The organism is Vibrio sp. 99K-1, assembly GCF_013114585.1.
Classification (GTDB): domain Bacteria; phylum Pseudomonadota; class Gammaproteobacteria; order Enterobacterales; family Vibrionaceae; genus Vibrio; species Vibrio chagasii_B.
In genome coordinates this window covers 211,001-229,372 of record NZ_VTXF01000003.1, presented here as the reverse complement: position 1 = coordinate 229,372, position 18,372 = coordinate 211,001, and the positions used below count along the sequence as shown (strand labels likewise).

Genomic DNA, 18,372 nt, shown 5'->3' with positions numbered 1-18,372 from the left:
AAAGTGTGACGGAGATACAGAAATTTTTAGAGGGCAAACCAATATTCAGTCACTTACAACAATATAAAGTTTTAAGCTCAGAAATTGGTGCCGTTGCGGGCGATTTAGGAATGAAAACAAGCCCGAATTTCACATCCGAGCTTGTTGTTTTGATAAGGCGAAAGAAGCCGTAATCTTATTGAAGTTAGGCTATTTTGCTTCGATGTGGTCAACCATTAACTGCAATGACTGGTTACCACGAAACTCGTTAATATCCAGCTTATAGGCAAGATGTACCGTTTTCACTGAGGCATCTGGCCAGCGGCGCAAATCAACATTGAAAGCGATGCCATCAATCATCACATTGGTTGGGTGGCCTTTGTATAATGGCTCTAACATTAACTTAAGGTGTTTTTCTCCCACCAGCTTTTGGTGCAACACTTTAAACTCACCATCGAAGATAGGCTCTGGGAATGCTTGCCCCCAAGGGCCACCCGCGCGTAGCGTTTCAGCGGTGTGCATAGAGAACTCTTCAGGCAGCAACTCTCCGTCAGACAAGATAATGCCCTTAAGTGCCGTTTCTCCGAGTTCTTGTTTCACTACATCGTTAAACAGTTTACTAAAGCGTTCAAAATCCTTTTCCATGATCGTTAAGCCAGCCGCCATTGCGTGGCCACCAAACTTAAGAATCAAACCTGGGTTTTGAGTGTCGATACGGTCTAGCGCATCGCGCATGTGCAAACCCGGAATCGAGCGGCACGAGCCTTTAATGCTCCCCTCTCCACCATCGGCGAACGCAATCACAGGGCGATGGTATTTGTCTTTGATACGGGAAGCCAAAATACCAATCACACCTTGGTGCCAATCACGTTGAAATAATGCCAAGCCGGAAGGCAAGTCGTCTTTACCAAACTCAAGGCGTTCACAGAAAGCCATCGCTTCTTGTTTCATGCCCTCTTCGATCTCTTTGCGAGTCTGGTTCAAACCATCAAGTTCACTCGCCATGCGACGTGCAGCGTGGATGTTGTTACTCATCAGTAGCTCAACACCAAACGACATGTCGTCAAGTCGGCCGGCGGCATTGATACGAGGACCCAATGCAAAACCAAAATCCGAAGCGACCAAACGTTTCGCATCTCGTTTTGCAATCTCAATCAAGGCTTGAATACCCGGACGAGCTTTACCCGCTCGAATACGTTGCAAGCCTTGGTGCACCAAGATTCGGTTGTTTTCATCAAGTGGCACCACGTCCGCAACGGTGCCTAGAGCGACAAGGTCAATCAGCTCCATTAGCTTAGGTTCTGTCATGCCACGTTCAGCAAACCAATTCAGTTTGCGCATGTGAACACACAGTGCCATCATCAGATAGAAAGCCACGCCAACACCAGCGAGGGCTTTAGACGGAAATGCACAGCTCTCTAGGTTCGGGTTCACCATCGCATCAACCATAGGCAATTCACTGCCCGGTAAGTGATGATCAGTGACCAGAACTTCTAACCCTTTCTCTTTGGCAAAACGCACCCCTTCAATCGAAGAGACACCGTTATCAACCGTCATGATCACTTCCGCACCAATCTCGATTGCTTGCTCCACCACTTCAGGGCTAAGACCGTAACCATCTTCAAAACGGTTGGGTACTAGGTAATCAACATTTGAACTGCCTAGCATACGCAGCGCAAGTACCGACAACGCAGAGCTGGTTGCACCATCGGCATCAAAGTCGCCAACAACAATAATGCGTTTTTGATGCTGAATCGCCTTAAACAACAATTCGACAGCGTCATCAATACCCCCTAGCTTTTGATAGGAGTGTAGACCTTTCGCTGCAGTCTCAAGTTGGTCTGCACTGTTAACTCCGCGGCTCACGTAGATGCGTTTTAACAAATCTGGTAAATGAGCAGGTAAAACGGAAATGTCGACCTCAGGACGGCGTTGAATCTCTATCATATAAAAATGGGCCTGATATCAATCAGGCCACTCCTTAAATCAAAAACGTGGGATATAAATAAGTCATACAGTCGCCATATTAACTGATGACGACTGTGACAGCTCTGCTAAAGACGAAACTACTGCTCTAGACGCTGAAGCAGCTGTGCTGGCGGTAAGTAACCACTCACCAACTCACCACTTGCCAATACGATTGCAGGAGTACCATTGATGCCAAGCTCACGACCCAGTTGGTACTGCTTAGCGATAATCTGTTTCTTCTCTTCAAGGTCTTTACTTGAAGCTGGCATCTTACGCTCTACCTTAGCATTGTGCATTGCGGCTTTTGGATCGTCAGAAGCCCAGATAGCCGCCATTTGATCGGCCACTTGGCCCGTAGCACCCTGACGTGGGTATGCCATGTAACGTACTGTGATACCTAAGTCGTTGTAGCCTTGCATTTGGCTGTGAAGACGAACGCAGTAACCGCAAGTAATGTCAGTAAACACGGTCACAACGTATTTTTCGTTATCTGCTTTATATTCGATAACCGTATCAGACAATGCCGCTACTTTCTTAGCATTGATTGGCGCTTGACGCTCTGCCAATACGTCGCTGAATTTGCCGTTTTCATCCAGAGAGTAAAGTGTGCCTGCTAGAAAATGGTCACCCGCTGGAGAAGAGAAAATAATGCCACTGTTGGTTTGAATCTCTAAAAGACCATCAATATCCGAAGGAACAATCTTGTTCACCTTGATACCGATTTTTTCAAAACGCTTGGTGAGCGCCGCAGTATCAATATCTTGAGCTGAAGCAACCTCTGCGGCTGTTGTGGTTTGTTCTACTTTCGCTTCTGATGCATTACATGCAGTGATCATCAGCGGCAGCGCTAATAGAGGAAGACGGCGTAATACGCTCATTAAGTTCACCTTAAAAATAAATGGATTTAAGCACGAGGGTGATGCTGAGTATGAATTTGCTTCAGCCTTTCAGTCGCCACGTGAGTATAAATTTGGGTTGTCGATAAGTCACTATGCCCAAGTAACATCTGTACGACCCTAAGATCGGCACCATAGTTCAGTAAATGAGTGGCAAAAGCGTGTCTCAAAACGTGCGGGGACAGCAATTCTGTGTCAATACCTGCGATAACCGCGTAATGTTTAATACGATACCAGAATGTCTGACGGGTCATTTGTTTAGCACGTTTGCTTGGAAAAACCACATCTGAACTGTTTTCACCAAGCAGTTGCGGGCGCCCTTGTTCAATAAAACTCTCAATCCAGTCCACAGCGTTTTCGCCCATTGGCACCAAGCGCTCTTTACCGCCCTTACCAATAACACGTACCACGCCCTGTCTCAGGCTGATGTTCTCCATCGTTAGGCTAACCAGCTCCGTCACGCGCAAACCGGTTGCATATAATAACTCAAGCATCGCCTTATCGCGAAGTTCAATCGGGTCATTCGGATCAGGTGCATCGAGCAAAGCATCCACTTGCTCTTCACTCAAATCTTTTGGCAGACGTTGTGGCAGCTTAGGGCTAATCAACAACGCACTCGGATCATCAGCTCTGACTTTCTCACGATGTAAGTATTGGAACAAACGACGAATTGCCGACAACATACGTGCACGGGAAGTCTGCTTAAAATCCGCGTCAACCAACCAGCTTTGGTAGTCCTGTAATCCCGACAGACTAATAAAGTCGAGGCGATAATTATTCTGTTCCATCCACGTTAATAGTTTGGATAAATCAGTACGATACGAGACAAGAGTATTCTCTGATAACCCTCGCTCCATCCACATAGCATCTAAAAACTGTTCAACGAGACCGTGGTCTGCGCTCTGCCCTTGAGGCGACTGCATAGTGTTACTCACAATATTGGAAACTGTTTTGAGAGTATGCCAGAGCAAATATGAATGCCATAAAAATTACAGCTTGAGTGGATAATCGCTGCAATCGAAGTCGATTTATGGTTAGAATTCGCCATCTGAAATTAAAATCGAACGTTTGCTATGAAAATTGGATTATTTTACGGCTCAACCACCTGCTACACAGAAATGGCAGCAGAAAAGATTCGCGGCATTATTGGTGAAGACCTAGTTGATATCCATAACGTGAAAGAAACTCCGCTTTCATTGATGGCAGATTACGACCTGTTACTGCTAGGTATCTCTACGTGGGACTTTGGCGAAATCCAAGAAGATTGGAATGAGCTGTGGGACGACATCGCGACAACACCAGTAAAAGGTAAGGTTGTAGCACTGTTTGGCTTAGGTGACCAAGAAGGTTACGGTGAGTGGTTCCTAGATGCGATGGGTCTATTGCATGACGAGCTAAAAACAGCCGGAGCTCAATTTGTTGGCTTCTGGCCAAACGACGACAGCTACGAGTTCGAAGCGTCTAAAGCGCTCACAGAAGATCAATCACAATTCGTCGGCTTAGCGCTGGATGAAGACTCACAATACGAACTCAGCGACGACCGTATCGCAAGCTGGGTAGAACAAGTTCTGGTTGAGTACAGCGAGAAGCTATAAGCCATGTAAGCTCTCGAACAGCTGTTCATATCAAAGCACACAGCATACAAAAAGGCCTCATTACTGCGAAGTAATGAGGCCTTTTCTATGTCATCCAGAATGACTATCTAATCTCAATCAGAGATTAAACCGTCTCTTCTGCCATCTCTTGCTCTGCTGACTTACCAACAAAGAACATACAGATGATTGCAGCCGCCGTTGGAAGTAACCAACCCATGCCGATCTCAAACAGAGGAAGCATCTTCAATGCAGATACATCAACACCCGCTACTTTTGCACCATCGATAAGAGCGAACAGTAGTGACACTAATACCACAACGCGGTACGCCGCTTTTGGATTAGGGAAACGGCTACGCAAGAACGTCAGTGCTACCAATGCGATCGCTACTGGGTAAAGCGCAAACAATACAGGAACAGACAGAGAAATAAGCTGAGAAAGACCAACGTTCGCTACCGTAGCACACGCAACACCGTTGATGATTACCCAAGTCTTGTAAGACAGCGGCGTTAATGAGCTGAAGTAGTCAGAACACGCAGACACAAGGCCAATCGCTGTTGTTAGACACGCTAGTAGTACGATAACAGAAAGTACTAACTGACCTGAAGGACCAAACAGTGATTGAACGTATAGGCTTAAGATCGCACCGCCATTGTCAGCGCCTGCAGCAACCGTTGAGCTTGTCGCGCCAAGGAAGAACAGAGAGATGTAAACAAACGCTAGACCAGCCGCTGCAATACAACCTGCACTGATCAGGTACTTAGTTGTCGCCGCACGGTCAGTGATGCCTTTGCTGCGGATAGAATCCACAATCAGCATACCAAACATCAGTGAAGCAAAAGTATCCATGGTGTTGTAACCTTCAAGGAAACCTTTTGTCAGCGGTTGAGTAATGTATTCACCGTGAGCAGCAAGAATGTCACCTTGAGGATTAACGAATACAGCGATAGCCAGTACAACCAAACCCACAAATAGGGCCGGTGTCAGTACCTTACCGATGACGTCAATAAGCTTACCTTGAGACCATGAGAAGAACATGGCAACCACAAAAAACGCGATAGAAAAGAAAGTTAGGTGGGCTTGAGAGGCATCGATGAAGAACGGTTTCACCGCCATCTCATAAGCAACAAGGCCGGTACGTGGTGCAGCAAATGCAGGACCAATGATAATGAAGATCAACACAGCCATGATGGTTGCTGCTTTCTTAGGAAGATCTTTAGTCAGGTGACCCCAAGAACCACCCGCAAGTGCAACAGCTACGATAGTGATTAACGGCAGACCAACGGCAGTCAGCAGGAAACCAGACATCGCTGGAAGGAAATGATCACCAGCCAATTGACCAGCTAGAGGTGGGAAGATGATGTTACCCGCACCCAAGAAAAACGCAAAAAGCATAAAGCCCAATGCCATTATATCTGTTAGTTTTAGACTCTGTTTCACAGATAATCCTTAATTATATTTATGAATTTATGTTGTGCTTACGTGAATGTTACAGCGAAAAGCTGCCATTCAATCTATAAAATAGTCGCGCATAATGACGAAACAACTGGCTAGCTGCAAGTCACGACACAAAAACACCATATAAATTTGCATATACAAACAAAAAGCAGTGGATTCCACTAGATATGAAAAAATAGCCACAATTATAAACTAACCATAATTCACAACAATAGTTTCTCAAACAGAACATTGATCCATAAAAGTGGTTAACATTAGAGCTAATCACTTAAAATATCTCGATACTCAGAACATTCATGAAAGACAAAATCGTGCAGACTAAAAGCTTCAATTTTAAGCAATTCTCAATTTACGGTGGGCAAAGCGGTATGCCAGTCAGCACCGATGGTGTACTCCTTGGCGCATGGGTAAGCATTACACCCAAGTCCTCGGCACTCGATATTGGAACTGGCACCGGGCTTTTGGCCTTGATGGCCGCGCAGCGTTCTACAGACGTCTCGATCTCCGCGATCGATATTGATCCACATGCGATTGAGGCTGCGACCATTAATATTGAGCAGTCGCCATGGCAAGATCGCATCACTCTGTATAATGGCAGTGTACTCACCACCGACTTTCCGAAAAAGTTTGACGCGATAATCTGCAACCCACCCTACTTCAACTCTGGGGAACAGGCACAGCAGAGCCAAAGAGCCACCGCCAGACATACCGACAGCTTGGATCACCTGCAACTTGCTAAACGATGTTTCGAGATAACAACCGAAACTGCAACCGCCAGTTTTATACTGCCAACGCCTGAGGGAGAAGGTTTTATCAAGCTTGCCAAACAGTGCGGTTGGTACTTGGCCAAACGTCTTGATGTCAAAACAACAGACAAAAAGCCCGCGAGTCGAATATTGTTTGAGTTATCGAAAGATCCTGCGTGTGAGGCCGATTTGCAGCGTGAATCGCTTACCATTCATCATCAAAATGGTTATAGCGAGGCATTTATAGCGCTCACCAAAGATTTTTATCTCAAGATGTAGCAAATACCATGTGATCCTAATCACTAATGCTTCTATAATGTCCGACTACTCTTTTTTATCGTCTGCTTTTTGAGGCAGAAACATTTATTGCTTGTGGAGAAACAACAGTGATCAGAACCTTTGCAGAACTCGATCTAAACCAAGAGCTGCTTAAAGCAATTGACGAAATGGGCTACGAACGCCCAACACAGATACAAGCTGAAGCTATCCCACAAGCGTTAGATGGAAGAGACGTTTTGGCTTCTGCGCCAACAGGTACTGGTAAAACAGCCTCATTCGTACTGCCAGCACTGCAGTACCTTCAGGATTTCCCACGTAAGAAAGCGGGCCCTGCTCGTATGCTTATCCTGACGCCGACCCGTGAATTAGCAATGCAGATCACTGACCAAGCTCGTGAGCTTGCGAAATACACTGCGCTAAACATCTTCACCATCACAGGTGGTGTGATGTACCAAGAGCACGCAGACATTCTTGGCACCACGCAAGACATCGTTGTTGCGACTCCAGGTCGTCTTATGGAATACATCGAAGCTGAGCGCTTTGATTGTCGTGCGATCGAATGGCTGATCCTAGACGAAGCAGACCGCATGTTAGACATGGGCTTTGGTCCTGTTGTTGATCGCCTATCTGCAGAGTGTCGCTGGCGTAAGCAAACTTTACTTTTCTCAGCAACGCTAGAAGGTAAAGGTGTTGAAGGTTTCACTGAAGACCTACTGAACAACCCAGCAGAGATCGACGCAAAATCATCACTACGTGAGCGTAAAAAGATCACTCAATGGTACCACCGTGCAGACACAGCTGAGCACAAACTCGAGCTGCTAAAACACATCATTACTAAAGAAGCTGAGCGTAGTATCGTGTTCTTAAAGACTCGTGAGCGTTTAGGCGACCTGCGCGCACTACTAGAGAGCGCTCAGATTCCATGTGCTTGGATTCAAGGCGAAATGCCTCAAGATCGTCGTAACAATGCAATTGCTCGTTTCCGTGATGGCACAGTAAACGTACTGCTAGCAACTGACGTAGCGGCTCGTGGTATCGACCTTCCAGACGTAAGCCACGTAATCAACTACGACATGCCACGCACGGCTGATGTTTACCTACACCGAATCGGCCGTACCGCTCGTGCAGGTAAAAAAGGCAACGCGGTTTCTCTAATCGAAGCGCACGATCAACTGATGATTGAACGTGTTGCTCGTTACACCAAAGAAGCGATCAAAGAGCGCTTTGTTGAAGGTATGCGCCCAACACACAAGAAAGCGGCTGTAACCAAGAAAAAGAAACCAAAGAAAGAAGATAAGAAAGCGGTAGAGAAACAGAAAATCGCGAAGAAGAAAAAAATCGCGAAGAAAAAGAAAGCGGCTAAGAAGAAGTAATTTGGCTGCTTCAACGATTCAATAAAAAAGCCCCATGCAGTTCGCTGCACGGGGCTTTTCTCTATCTGGCTGGTGTCTCGCCATAGAGCGTGACGACCATTAATCAATAACGTCTAGTTTTGCTCTTCACGCTTGAAGACCAACTCTTTCACATTCGACTCTTCTTCTACGAAGTAATAACCCGCAGTATCAAACTGAGTCAGCGCTTCAATTGAGTCCACTTTGTTCTCAATGATGTAGCGAGCCATCATGCCGCGCGCCTTTTTCGCGTAGAAACTGATCACCTTGTATTGACCATTCTTACAGTCTTTAAATACCGGTGTAATTACTTGGCCATCCAAGTTCTTTGGTTTTACCGCTTTGAAGTACTCGTTAGATGCTAGGTTGATCAGCACATTGTCGCCTTGAGCGTTCAGCGCTTCATTCAGCTTGTCTGTGATGATGTTGCCCCAGAACTGGTACAAGTTAGTACCACGAGCATTTGCTAAACGCGTGCCCATTTCTAAACGGTAAGGTTGCATCAAATCAAGTGGCTTTAGTAAGCCGTAAAGACCAGAAAGCATACGCAGATGATTCTGTGCATAGTCAAAATCTTCATCCGATAGTGTTTCAGCGTCTAGGCCTGTGTATACATCACCTTTGAAGGCAAGGATGGCTTGACGTGCATTCTCTTGGGTAAAAGTTTCGCTCCACTGCTCAAAGCGCGCTACGTTCAGCCCAGCGATCTTATCGCTCACTTTCATCAATGCAGAGACATCTGCAGGTGTCAGCTTGCGGCACTCTTCAATCAGTTCAGCAGAGTGTTCAACAAACTCCGGCTGACTAAAGCGTTCTGTCGCTAGTGGTGATTCGTAATCAAGTGTTTTGGCTGGAGAGACGACAACTAACATAACTTTACCCTAATCGGTTATCTAACTGGATGCTGCTAGAGTATAGAAAAAACATCAACTTGTCTTTATGACTCTTCCTATTACTTTGATAGATGATTCTAACCACCCACTTTCAATCACCAAAACCGCAAAATAACAAACGGTAGACAAAGAAAAAGGCTAAGGTCGAAACCTTAGCCTTTCTAATCGTTTTAGGATGAGCGGTTTATCGCTCCAACAAAATTACTTCTTGTTGTTGTCCCAAATACCGTCTTCCAGTTGAGACTTAAGCTCTGGGAAGTCATTTGAATCAAATGTCGGTACTTTACCTGCGTCTAGTTGACGATTGTAATCTTTCGCTAGCTTAATCACGATGCCTGATAGCAGGATAATCGCCACCAAGTTAACAATCGCCATTAGACCCATCGATACATCAGCCAGTGCCCATACCGTTGGTAGCGTTGCTAGAGAACCAAACATAACCATACCCAGCACAATAATACGGAACAGCACTAGGCCTTTCTTGTTGTTGTGCTCTAGGAAGATAAGGTTCGTTTCAGCGTACGAGTAGTTTGCAATGATTGAAGTGAAAGCGAAGAAGAAAATCGCTACCGCTACAAAGATGCCACCCCATGAACCCACTTGTGCTGTTAGTGCACGTTGAGTCAATTCGATACCCGTTACTTCACCGTGTGGTACATACTCGCCCGACATCAGGATGATTGCTACTGTCGCAGAACAGATAACGATCGTATCCATGAACACACCTAGCATTTGCACATAACCTTGTGATGCTGGGTGCGGTGGATAAGGCGTAGCAGAAGCTGCTGCGTTTGGCGCAGAACCCATACCTGCTTCGTTCGAGAACAAACCACGTTTAATACCGTTAATCATCGCTTGTGCAATTGCGTAACCTAGGCCACCCGCAGCCGCTTCTTGCAGACCGAATGCACTCTTGAAGATAAGAGCGATCACTTCAGGCACTTTCTCGATGTTCGCAAACATGATGAACAATGCGATAGCAAGGTAAGCCAATGCCATGATAGGAACGATGATTTCTGCAGTACGTGCGATCTTACGGATACCACCGAAGATAACGAATGCAGAGATAATTACGATTGCTACACCTGTGTAGCTACGCTCAAAGTCAAACGCAGTGTTCATCGCGCTTGCGATTGCGTTCGCTTGAACCGCGTTGAATACAAGACCAAATGCGATGATTAGGAAGATAGAGAATAGAACCCCCATCCAACGCATGCCTAGGCCTTTCTCCATGTAGTATGCAGGGCCACCACGGTAGTTACCGTCGTTGTCGCGTGTTTTGTATAGCTGTGCCAGTGTGCTCTCTGCAAACGATGTTGCCATACCTAGCATTGCAATTAGCCACATCCAGAAGATAGCACCAGGGCCACCAGCAGTAAGTGCAACAGCAACACCTGCCATGTTACCCGTACCTACACGAGCAGCAAGACTAGTACAAAGAGCTTGGAAAGAAGAGATACCAGCACTGTCTGCTTTACGGCTGTTCTTTAGAACCGAGAACATGTGGCCGAAATGGCGGAATTGAATGAAGCCTAGTCGTACGGTGAAGTAGATACCCACACCAACCAGTAAATAAACTAAGATAGATCCCCAAAGGAGATCGTTCATCAAATTGATTAAGTCTGTCACGTGAACCTCGTAATTGAGTTTAAGCACCGATCATGCTTCCAAGCCTTCCCCTAGATCACCTATGCCAGTGTCAATAGTTGTGTCGGCATTAGTTTTATATTTATTTGTTGCGATCTAGATTGTAAATGTCGCTTCATGCATCCATTTTACGTATCGGTGTATTTTTTGACGGGCGGATAATGCAGCGAGATGACCTAAAAATCAATATGCAAATGAATTTATATTAAAATGACATTTCACTAATAACACACCTTTTGTTAACACATTTTTCAACAATCCAGCCCAATAAAAGTCACATTATCGGGACATAATCTCAACATCAACAACCGACCCCACCGAATAAGAACGACACACTGTAAAAGTAACGTCAGCCTAGGTTTTACAAGGTATAGTGAAGATCTGTGTTTTTTTCTAGAGTAATAAGATCCCCGTCTCGTACAGTACAATACGCACTTAAATGCATTATCACTAAAATACTATTCCTTTCGCACAATGAATTAACATTCAATAACCTTTAATTTAATCGTTTACTTCGGTTTGTTTGCTCGTTTTTTGCACACAAAAATCACCACAATGTGTGAGCATGCATAAAAAACTAGAACAAAAGCTTCATAGTTTTGAAACAAATGAGAAACAAATCAAGGTTATGGTGAACCTAAATATGATATTTAATAGTTCGTAAGAACTAGTCCCACGGAAGGAGATATGGCTTATGGATAACTTTCAATTCGATGAAATATCAGAACTAGAAATGCCACGTGCAACTCAGAAAACACGCTCTAAACCACTCAAGCGTAAGTGGCGTGAAATTGAGGCAATCAATGACCGTAGACAGCTTGAGAAAGAGCTGCGAGAGATGAACCTAGGACTTGATTTCAGCCTTGACGATATAAAGCTTTAATCAGCACGATAAGAAAACAGATAGCAAAAGGCACCTATGAAGGTGCCTTTTTTATTTCATTTGGTGATATCGTACGCTGCGAGTCATTTTGAAATTTCCGTTGTGAGGGAAAATCCCCTTTAATATAGAGGGGAATACTGACTCGCTAAACACACTCTTGTTCATTTTGTCGCACGCGCGCCGCGAGTTGACGATACTGATCAGCAATCGTATCCCCAAACACGGGGTCATCTTCAGGTTGAAGCCATTGCGATTCAACCTCTTGCCAATCCTTCACTGTAAATGCTTGCACGATCATAGGTAACACATGCTTCTCTTCATACTCCATATGCTTTCGCTGCGCTTTAACAAAGCTTTCGAGTTGATCGATGAACACCTGCTGTGGCACCACGGCATCTTGGAGGATCATGTCTACCACACCTAAAAAGTCAGCCGTTTTCTCAGATAGCAATTGATGCTCGAGTTCCAAGTCCTCAATTGCTTGGTCACTGCCATATTGCTTAAGGTAATAGCGATAAATGACGTCTTCTTTAGGGTGATGCACTTTGTCTGAATGGTTCATCAAGTAGTGAACCACCTCAGCGATCAGGCTATAGTTTATTTCTCGCTCCTGCTTTAGCAGCTCTAACTTATTGTTGAGTATCGCGAGTAATCGAGCCATATAGCCATGCTCTCGTCTTATCCTTTCAATCATCATAGTATTGCACTCCATTACACCTACTATTTATAAGTGTATACGAAGATGCCGAGTTATGATTTGACCCTGCTCAGAAAACAACCAACCTACACTTCTGCAGGTAGGCGCCAGTCTATAGGTTGCTGATCCATAGAAGAAAGCAGTTTGTTAGCCGTTGAAAAATGCTGGCAACCAAAGAAACCGCGACGTGCCGACAGCGGTGAAGGATGAGGTGCAGCTAACACATGGTGTTTCTGTGTATCAATCGCTTGGCCTTTCTTCTGCGCATGCGCGCCCCACAACAAGAAAATAATCGGCTCAGAACGCTGGTTCAGCTCTGCAATAATGGCATCGGTAAAGGTTTCCCAGCCACATTTGGCATGCGAGTGTGCTTGTGCCTCTTCTACTGTTAAAACAGTATTCAACATCAACACCCCTTGTGATGCCCAAGCTTCAAGGTAACCATGGTTAGGCGCTTCAAAACCTTCGATATCTTGTGCCAGTTCTTTGTACATGTTGCGTAGAGAAGGCGGGATTTTAACGCCAGGCAATACAGAGAAAGCCAAGCCGTGAGCTTGATTAGCACCGTGATAAGGGTCTTGTCCTAGGATAACCACTCGCACAGACTCAAAGGGCGTCATATCAAAAGCGCTGAATACCTGCTCTTGAGGTGGGTAGATGGTTTTCCCACTATTACGTTGCTGTTCGACGAAAGCGAGAACACTTTGGAAGTACTCTTTCTCACGTTCGTCATTAATAATGGATTCCCAAGTCTTTGGTGTGCTCATCGTTTTACTTCCCAATCATCATGGTTTCTAGGTTTCGCCAGTCAAAAAATAGCTGTATAGGCTAACTGTCCTAAATAAGACTTTAGTTATACCTCATACAGCTATCAATAAACATGATGTGTAGGGTTCACTTGTTAATGAATCATAATAATCAGTTCAAGTTGTGTTGATCTCGATTAACCGCTTTTCTGCTGAGTACGATGGTGACCATGGCTATGCACGTGACGATTTGGAGTCGGTAAACGACGAGCGGCAGAAACAGTTGAAGTTTGGGCTTTTGAATACATAAAGGCACCTCCTATAAGACATCGTGAACTACATATTCACTTAGTAGCTATGAAAGAAAGGTGCCAATTCTTATAAAAAGAAGAAAATTAATTTCCCCCTCTATTATTACGCCTCTTCCGTCGCTAGCGTTGCTGAGCGATGAAACATTCTAAGCTGTTGAATTTCCTCTTTCCAAATCGTCGAATCAATCGTTTCTAGGATAAGAGGGATTCCGTTAAAGCGGGAATCTGAGGCAATATACTCAAAACAATCCCAGCCAATTTCGCCTTTTCCTAAAGAATGGTGTCTATCAACTCGGCTCGCGAACTCAGCTTTTGAATCATTGATGTGCATTGCTCTTAGATAGTGCATACCCACGATGCGGTCAAATTCAGCGAAAGTGTGTTCGCACGCTTCTTTTGTTCTTAGGTCATAACCCGCTGTAAAGGTGTGGCAGGTATCTAAACACACGCCAACACGCGATTTATCTTCTACTTGCTCGATAATCTCTGCTAGGTGCTCAAACTTCCAACCCAAGTTAGTGCCTTGGCCTGAGGTATTCTCGATCACCGCAATCACATCTGGAACCGCTTGATGGGCGAGGTTAATCGACTCTGCGATTTTAGCTAGACACTCAGTCTCAGAGATCTTTTTAAGATGGCTGCCAGGATGGAAGTTCAAAAGCGTTAACCCAAGCTGGTTACAACGTTCCATCTCATCAATAAAGGCAGCGCGTGATTTCTCTAGTTTCTCTTCTTCTGGTGCGCCGAGGTTAATCAAGTAGGAGTCGTGAGGAAGAATGTGCTCCGCTGAAAAGCCCAACATTTTGCAGTTGGCTTTAAAGGCGCTAATAGTTTTCGCCTCTAACGGCTTTGCAGCCCATTGCCTCTGGTTTTTAGTAAACAGTGCAAACGCATTAGCACCTATCTCTCGAGCTCTCATTGGAGCCTGATCAACACCACCGGCTGCCGACACATGAGCGCCAATAAACTTAATATTTGTTTCAGGTTTTGACGATGAAATTTTGTTTGTCATTAAATCACTTCACACTTTCAGAATGCATAATAAATAAAGGGCTGTATCGGTTATCGCTCAATAAAAGCGCAACAAATGTAGTAAAATTACAACAAATATAACCGTTAAATATTTTTTATAGTTTAAAATATTTTGTAATTAGTTTGTTTTCAAAGGTTTTATTGATTTACCTCAAAATAATCACCTTTGTAAAAATATGGTTTTTGGTTGTTTTTTGACTTAAATCAATGTTAACCTCACAAATATTAGGTATATATTACCCAGCTCAATAAAAATCGAAAGTTAACACCATAATCAAACCACATTCAGTGGACTAGGAGATAGTTATGATCCAAGGTATTCAAATTACTAAAGCAGCAAACGACGACCTACTAAACTCAATCTGGCTACTAGACAGCGAAAAGAATGAAGCTCGTTGTGTTGCAGCTACTGCTGGTTTCGAAGCTGACCAAGTTATCCCAGCTGCAGACCTAGGTGAATACGAGAGCCGTGAAGTTGCTATCGAAGCAGCACCACGTATCGAAGGTGGTCAACACCTAAACGTTAACGTTCTTAAGCGTGAAACACTAGAAGACGCAGTTGCTCACCCAGAGAACTACCCACAGCTAACTATCCGTGTATCGGGTTACGCTGTACGTTTCAACTCTCTAACAACTGAACAGCAACGTGACGTTATCGCACGTACGTTCACTGAGTCTCTATAATCTCAGAAACTAGAGTGTTAAAGATTTAAAAAGCTTGGTCAGAGATGACCAAGCTTTTTTCGTTTTTATGCTGCTCACATTTACCTATACACCGGCTACGGCGCATTTCGCTGAGAAGGATCTTTAGTAAAGGCCTTAGCTAACGTTGTAGGATCCACTTTGTCTCTCTGTAACGCTGCACCTTGTGCCCACCACATCAATTGATGGAAGGTTCGGTTCATGTATTCATCCCATTGATCTTGCTCTGACTCTTGGGCAACACAACCCTCTTCATCAAAGACTTCTTGTGCTTTAGGCAGATGAATCATCGCAGAAACCGGTAAACAACCGAGTTCAGATAAGAAGGTTCGCATCGAAACCGACGCTCTTGCCCCGCCCCACTGCCCTGCAGAATACGTCACAATCGCACTCGGTTTATATGAGAATAACGAGCTACCAAAATGGTTAAGAATATTGGCCAGTGCTGGGCTCATTGAATGATTATATTCCGGGCTTACCATCACGTAGCCATCAGCTTTGGCAATCTTATCGGCTAACTCCGCAAGATGTGCAGGTACTTTGGAACGATGGTAAGAAAACTCAGGCTTAAATACGTCACCAAAGTCGTAATCCAGTGGGTCGATAATCTCAACCGTATGATCTGAGTGTTTATTCGTTAGTAGTTTTGCACACGCCTTGCTGACTCTCACTCCTAATCGAGCAGGTCTTGGCGGTGTACTCTCACGTACAGAGCCAAGGAAAATCAAAAAATTCATACTATCCCTTTCCGTTGAGCTTGGGTTAAAACTATTAACCAGATAAACCATTTAACCCGAGGAAATGACCTAAATAAAGTTAACTTTATAAGCTATTGGGCAATAAAAAAGGTGAATGACTGCTCATTCACCTTTCTCTTAACCATCAGGTTCTACACGCAAATAAAAATTACGCCGGTTGAACTCGACGAAGTACTGCTTTTAGTGCTTCAAAATCATTATCTAAATCTTCAGATAACAACTCCATTGCAGCGTGTTTAGCTAGCGGACCTGGCAGTTCAATGTCTGAACCTAGGATATCATCAACCACTTCTTTGAACTTCGCTGGGTGCGCTGTACATAGGAACAAGCCAGTTTCATTCTCTTGAAGCTGCTCTTCAAGCAGGCGGTAAGCAATCGCACCATGCGGTTCACATAGGTAACCTTGTGCTTTTAGGTCACGTACTGATTCAGAGCTCTGCTCGTCAGATACTTTACCTTTGCCCAGTGTATCCAAGCCCCAGCCTTTCAGTTGGCAAAGCTCTTCGATACGTGGCCAGTTGTTTGGTTGGCTCACATCCATTGCGTTCGATGTTGTCGCAACTGTCGGTTTTGGAGCCCACTCGCCAGTTTCTAAGTAACGAGGAACCGTGTCATTTTCATTGGTAGCGGCGATAAAACGCTTCACTGGTAGGCCAAGCGCTTTCGCTAATAGACCCGCAGTTAGATTGCCGAAGTTACCACTTGGTACCGAGATAACCAGGTTTTCACGTTGCTCTTTGGTTAGCTGAGAAGCCGCTTCAAAGTAGTAACAGATCTGAGCCATCAAGCGGCTGATGTTAATAGAGTTCGCTGAGTTAAGACCAATCTCTTCACGCAGTGCTGCGTCATCAAATGCATCTTTTACTAGCGCCTGACATGCGTCAAAGTCGCCATCAATCGCTACCGTGTGGATGTTCTTACCCAGCGTACAGAATAGTTTTTCTTGTAGCGGGCTGATCTTGCCTTTCGGGTAAAGAATCACAACGTTGATGTCTTCCATGCCGTAGAAAGCATGCGCAACCGCTGCACCAGTATCACCTGATGTTGCTGTCAGGATAGTGATTTGACCACCATTCGAAACTGCCGCTAGAGATTGAGCCATAAAGCGGCCACCGAAATCTTTAAACGCCAGTGTTGGACCATGGAAAAGCTCAAGCGCGTAGACGCCATCTTTCACTTGATTGATAGGTGCAGGGAATTGGAATGCCGCATCCACCATTTGATCTATCTGCTCTTTTGGTAGCTCATCACCAATCAATGCCGATAAGATCTTTGAACTACGAGGGACAAAATCCTCTGCTAGCAGCGCATCGATATCATCAAACTTAGGCAGTTCAGATGGGAAAAATAGACCTTGATTGCGACCTAAGCCTTGACGAACGGCTTGGCCAAAAGAGACTTGTTCATCATTTTCTTTGATGTTGTACAGTTTCATAACTCACTTCCTGTAACGATCGAACCTTGCTTATCTAGGCGACAAACGTGAACGAATCCTTCTTCATTTTGTACGTAATTTTGTTCTAACCAGCGCGCAACACGCTCGGCGACATCTTGTTCTTTGCAAATGCTAAATAGAGTTGGGCCACTACCAGAAATACCAGTAGCTAATGCACCTGCCGACAGCGCGTATTTACGTGCGTCAGCAAACCCTGGAAGCAGTTTCTCACGATATGGTTCAGCGATCACGTCTTTGATCATTTTCGCTGCCAGTTCAGGTTGGCCAGAGTGACACGCGTGGATAAAGCCCGCTAAGTGGCGACCATGAGCAATGATATCCTGACGACGGTATTGAGATGGTAAGATCTCTCTCGCTTCAGCCGTAGATACTTTAATGCCCGGATAAGCCATCACCCAGTACCAGTCATCAAAGCACGGCACTTCTTGGCTAATGATGCCTAGCTCTTCAAGCATTAGTTGCACACCACCAAGGTAGCACGGTGCTACGTTGTCGTAATGCACACCACCTGAAATTTTACCTTCCATCTCACCCATTAGGGCAAGCAGTTCAGTTTCATTCAGTGGCTGACCATGAAAACGGTTTAGCGCATCAAGCGCCGCTACGATTGAACATGCACTTGAACCTAAACCGGAACCGATAGGCATGTTCTTTTCTAGCGTCATTTCCAGTGGCTTAAGCGCAACGCCTTTTTTATCTAGCTCTCTAGAGAACACCACCCAGCAGTCGTAGACGATGTTTTCTTTGGCTTCAGTTGGCAGCTTAGAAACAAAGCTACCTGCTGTTTTAAGTGAGAATGGTTCATCACCTGCTTTAACCATAACTCGGTCACCCAGCAGTGTGCCATCTACTGGAGACACAGCGGCCCCCAGCACATCAAACCCTACACTGACATTACCGATTGATGCAGGAGCATAAACGACAACATCCATATCAC

General features: G+C 44.9%; 17 protein-coding genes. 5 read left to right on the top strand and 12 right to left on the bottom strand.

What is annotated here, in order from left to right:
• Positions 1-189 precede the first annotated feature (189 nt).
• The 3 genes from recJ to xerD form a co-directional block, all read right to left on the bottom strand.
• On the bottom strand, positions 190-1,926 hold the full coding sequence (gene recJ / locus F0228_RS04000) for a single-stranded-DNA-specific exonuclease RecJ (RefSeq protein WP_171761915.1): 1,737 nt from the start codon (positions 1,924-1,926) through the stop codon (positions 190-192).
• A 119-nt stretch (positions 1,927-2,045) separates the two neighbouring features.
• Complete coding sequence (locus F0228_RS03995; protein ID WP_061033351.1) at positions 2,046-2,825, bottom strand: thioredoxin fold domain-containing protein; 780 nt, start codon at positions 2,823-2,825, stop codon at positions 2,046-2,048.
• Positions 2,826-2,851: 26 nt separating this feature from the next.
• The gene (xerD, locus tag F0228_RS03990) at positions 2,852-3,766 is read right to left on the bottom strand and encodes a site-specific tyrosine recombinase XerD (protein ID WP_008224436.1); all 915 of its coding nucleotides are present in this window, start codon (positions 3,764-3,766) and stop codon (positions 2,852-2,854) included.
• A 150-nt stretch (positions 3,767-3,916) separates the two neighbouring features.
• Between xerD and fldB the strand changes: the two genes are divergently transcribed.
• Positions 3,917-4,438: a flavodoxin FldB gene (fldB, locus tag F0228_RS03985; protein WP_061033352.1), complete on the top strand. Its 522-nt coding sequence runs from the start codon at positions 3,917-3,919 to the stop codon at positions 4,436-4,438.
• Between the two features lie 124 nt (positions 4,439-4,562).
• On the opposite strand, the gene brnQ is transcribed toward fldB, so the two are convergent.
• On the bottom strand, positions 4,563-5,876 hold the full coding sequence (gene brnQ, locus F0228_RS03980; RefSeq protein WP_105058976.1) for a branched-chain amino acid transport system II carrier protein: 1,314 nt from the start codon (positions 5,874-5,876) through the stop codon (positions 4,563-4,565).
• A gap of 314 nt (positions 5,877-6,190) precedes the next feature.
• On the opposite strand from brnQ, the gene F0228_RS03975 reads away from it, so the two are divergent.
• Together F0228_RS03975 and srmB are read left to right on the top strand one after the other, a co-directional pair.
• The gene (locus tag F0228_RS03975; RefSeq protein ID WP_061033354.1) at positions 6,191-6,919 is read left to right on the top strand and encodes a methyltransferase; all 729 of its coding nucleotides are present in this window, start codon (positions 6,191-6,193) and stop codon (positions 6,917-6,919) included.
• Positions 6,920-7,026: 107 nt separating this feature from the next.
• Entirely contained in the window at positions 7,027-8,292 is a 1,266-nt protein-coding gene (gene srmB / locus F0228_RS03970; RefSeq protein ID WP_061033355.1) for an ATP-dependent RNA helicase SrmB, read from the top strand.
• Between the two features lie 113 nt (positions 8,293-8,405).
• On the opposite strand, the gene yaaA is transcribed toward srmB, so the two are convergent.
• Together yaaA and F0228_RS03960 are read right to left on the bottom strand one after the other, a co-directional pair.
• Positions 8,406-9,182 (bottom strand): peroxide stress protein YaaA, encoded by a 777-nt coding sequence (gene yaaA / locus F0228_RS03965; protein ID WP_171730844.1) that lies wholly within the window; start codon positions 9,180-9,182, stop codon positions 8,406-8,408.
• A 222-nt stretch (positions 9,183-9,404) separates the two neighbouring features.
• Positions 9,405-10,832: a sodium:alanine symporter family protein gene (locus F0228_RS03960; protein ID WP_061033405.1), complete on the bottom strand. Its 1,428-nt coding sequence runs from the start codon at positions 10,830-10,832 to the stop codon at positions 9,405-9,407.
• A 712-nt stretch (positions 10,833-11,544) separates the two neighbouring features.
• Between F0228_RS03960 and F0228_RS03955 the strand changes: the two genes are divergently transcribed.
• The gene (locus F0228_RS03955) at positions 11,545-11,733 is read left to right on the top strand and encodes a DUF3545 family protein (RefSeq protein ID WP_004739567.1); all 189 of its coding nucleotides are present in this window, start codon (positions 11,545-11,547) and stop codon (positions 11,731-11,733) included.
• 145 nt (positions 11,734-11,878) lie between these two features.
• Here F0228_RS03955 and F0228_RS03950 read toward each other — a convergent pair whose 3' ends face one another.
• The 3 genes from F0228_RS03950 to nfo all read right to left on the bottom strand — a co-directional run bounded on the left by F0228_RS03950 (position 11,879) and on the right by nfo (position 14,499).
• Complete coding sequence (locus F0228_RS03950; RefSeq protein WP_032498816.1) at positions 11,879-12,430, bottom strand: hemerythrin domain-containing protein; 552 nt, start codon at positions 12,428-12,430, stop codon at positions 11,879-11,881.
• 86 nt (positions 12,431-12,516) lie between these two features.
• Positions 12,517-13,197: a uracil-DNA glycosylase gene (gene ung, locus F0228_RS03945; RefSeq protein WP_008224351.1), complete on the bottom strand. Its 681-nt coding sequence runs from the start codon at positions 13,195-13,197 to the stop codon at positions 12,517-12,519.
• 393 nt (positions 13,198-13,590) lie between these two features.
• Positions 13,591-14,499 (bottom strand): deoxyribonuclease IV, encoded by a 909-nt coding sequence (nfo, locus tag F0228_RS03940; RefSeq protein ID WP_008224350.1) that lies wholly within the window; start codon positions 14,497-14,499, stop codon positions 13,591-13,593.
• Between the two features lie 326 nt (positions 14,500-14,825).
• On the opposite strand from nfo, the gene grcA reads away from it, so the two are divergent.
• On the top strand, positions 14,826-15,203 hold the full coding sequence (grcA, locus tag F0228_RS03935; protein ID WP_004739575.1) for an autonomous glycyl radical cofactor GrcA: 378 nt from the start codon (positions 14,826-14,828) through the stop codon (positions 15,201-15,203).
• Positions 15,204-15,298: 95 nt separating this feature from the next.
• Here grcA and F0228_RS03930 read toward each other — a convergent pair whose 3' ends face one another.
• The 3 genes from F0228_RS03930 to thrB all read right to left on the bottom strand — a co-directional run bounded on the left by F0228_RS03930 (position 15,299) and on the right by thrB (position 18,367).
• The gene (locus tag F0228_RS03930) at positions 15,299-15,958 is read right to left on the bottom strand and encodes an NAD(P)H-dependent oxidoreductase (protein WP_171761914.1); all 660 of its coding nucleotides are present in this window, start codon (positions 15,956-15,958) and stop codon (positions 15,299-15,301) included.
• A gap of 169 nt (positions 15,959-16,127) precedes the next feature.
• The gene (thrC, locus tag F0228_RS03925) at positions 16,128-17,414 is read right to left on the bottom strand and encodes a threonine synthase (RefSeq protein WP_116870025.1); all 1,287 of its coding nucleotides are present in this window, start codon (positions 17,412-17,414) and stop codon (positions 16,128-16,130) included.
• On the bottom strand, positions 17,411-18,367 hold the full coding sequence (gene thrB / locus F0228_RS03920) for a homoserine kinase (RefSeq protein ID WP_008224344.1): 957 nt from the start codon (positions 18,365-18,367) through the stop codon (positions 17,411-17,413). Before thrB ends, thrC begins: the two co-directional genes overlap by 4 nt.
• Positions 18,368-18,372: the final 5 nt, after the last annotated feature.

Coding starts and splice junctions, on each gene's coding strand:
- thrC (WP_116870025.1), bottom strand. CDS start 17,414: ATGAAACTGTACAACATCAAAGAAAATGATGAACAAGTCTCTTTTGGC.
- F0228_RS03955 (WP_004739567.1), top strand. CDS start 11,545: ATGGATAACTTTCAATTCGATGAAATATCAGAACTAGAAATGCCACGT.
- F0228_RS03975 (WP_061033354.1), top strand. CDS start 6,191: ATGAAAGACAAAATCGTGCAGACTAAAAGCTTCAATTTTAAGCAATTC.
- ung (WP_008224351.1), bottom strand. CDS start 13,197: ATGAGCACACCAAAGACTTGGGAATCCATTATTAATGACGAACGTGAG.
- F0228_RS03930 (WP_171761914.1), bottom strand. CDS start 15,958: ATGAATTTTTTGATTTTCCTTGGCTCTGTACGTGAGAGTACACCGCCA.
- F0228_RS03950 (WP_032498816.1), bottom strand. CDS start 12,430: ATGATGATTGAAAGGATAAGACGAGAGCATGGCTATATGGCTCGATTA.
- fldB (WP_061033352.1), top strand. CDS start 3,917: ATGAAAATTGGATTATTTTACGGCTCAACCACCTGCTACACAGAAATG.
- grcA (WP_004739575.1), top strand. CDS start 14,826: ATGATCCAAGGTATTCAAATTACTAAAGCAGCAAACGACGACCTACTA.
- nfo (WP_008224350.1), bottom strand. CDS start 14,499: ATGACAAACAAAATTTCATCGTCAAAACCTGAAACAAATATTAAGTTT.
- xerD (WP_008224436.1), bottom strand. CDS start 3,766: ATGCAGTCGCCTCAAGGGCAGAGCGCAGACCACGGTCTCGTTGAACAG.
- thrB (WP_008224344.1), bottom strand. CDS start 18,367: ATGGATGTTGTCGTTTATGCTCCTGCATCAATCGGTAATGTCAGTGTA.
- recJ (WP_171761915.1), bottom strand. CDS start 1,926: ATGATAGAGATTCAACGCCGTCCTGAGGTCGACATTTCCGTTTTACCT.
- yaaA (WP_171730844.1), bottom strand. CDS start 9,182: ATGTTAGTTGTCGTCTCTCCAGCCAAAACACTTGATTACGAATCACCA.
- F0228_RS03995 (WP_061033351.1), bottom strand. CDS start 2,825: ATGAGCGTATTACGCCGTCTTCCTCTATTAGCGCTGCCGCTGATGATC.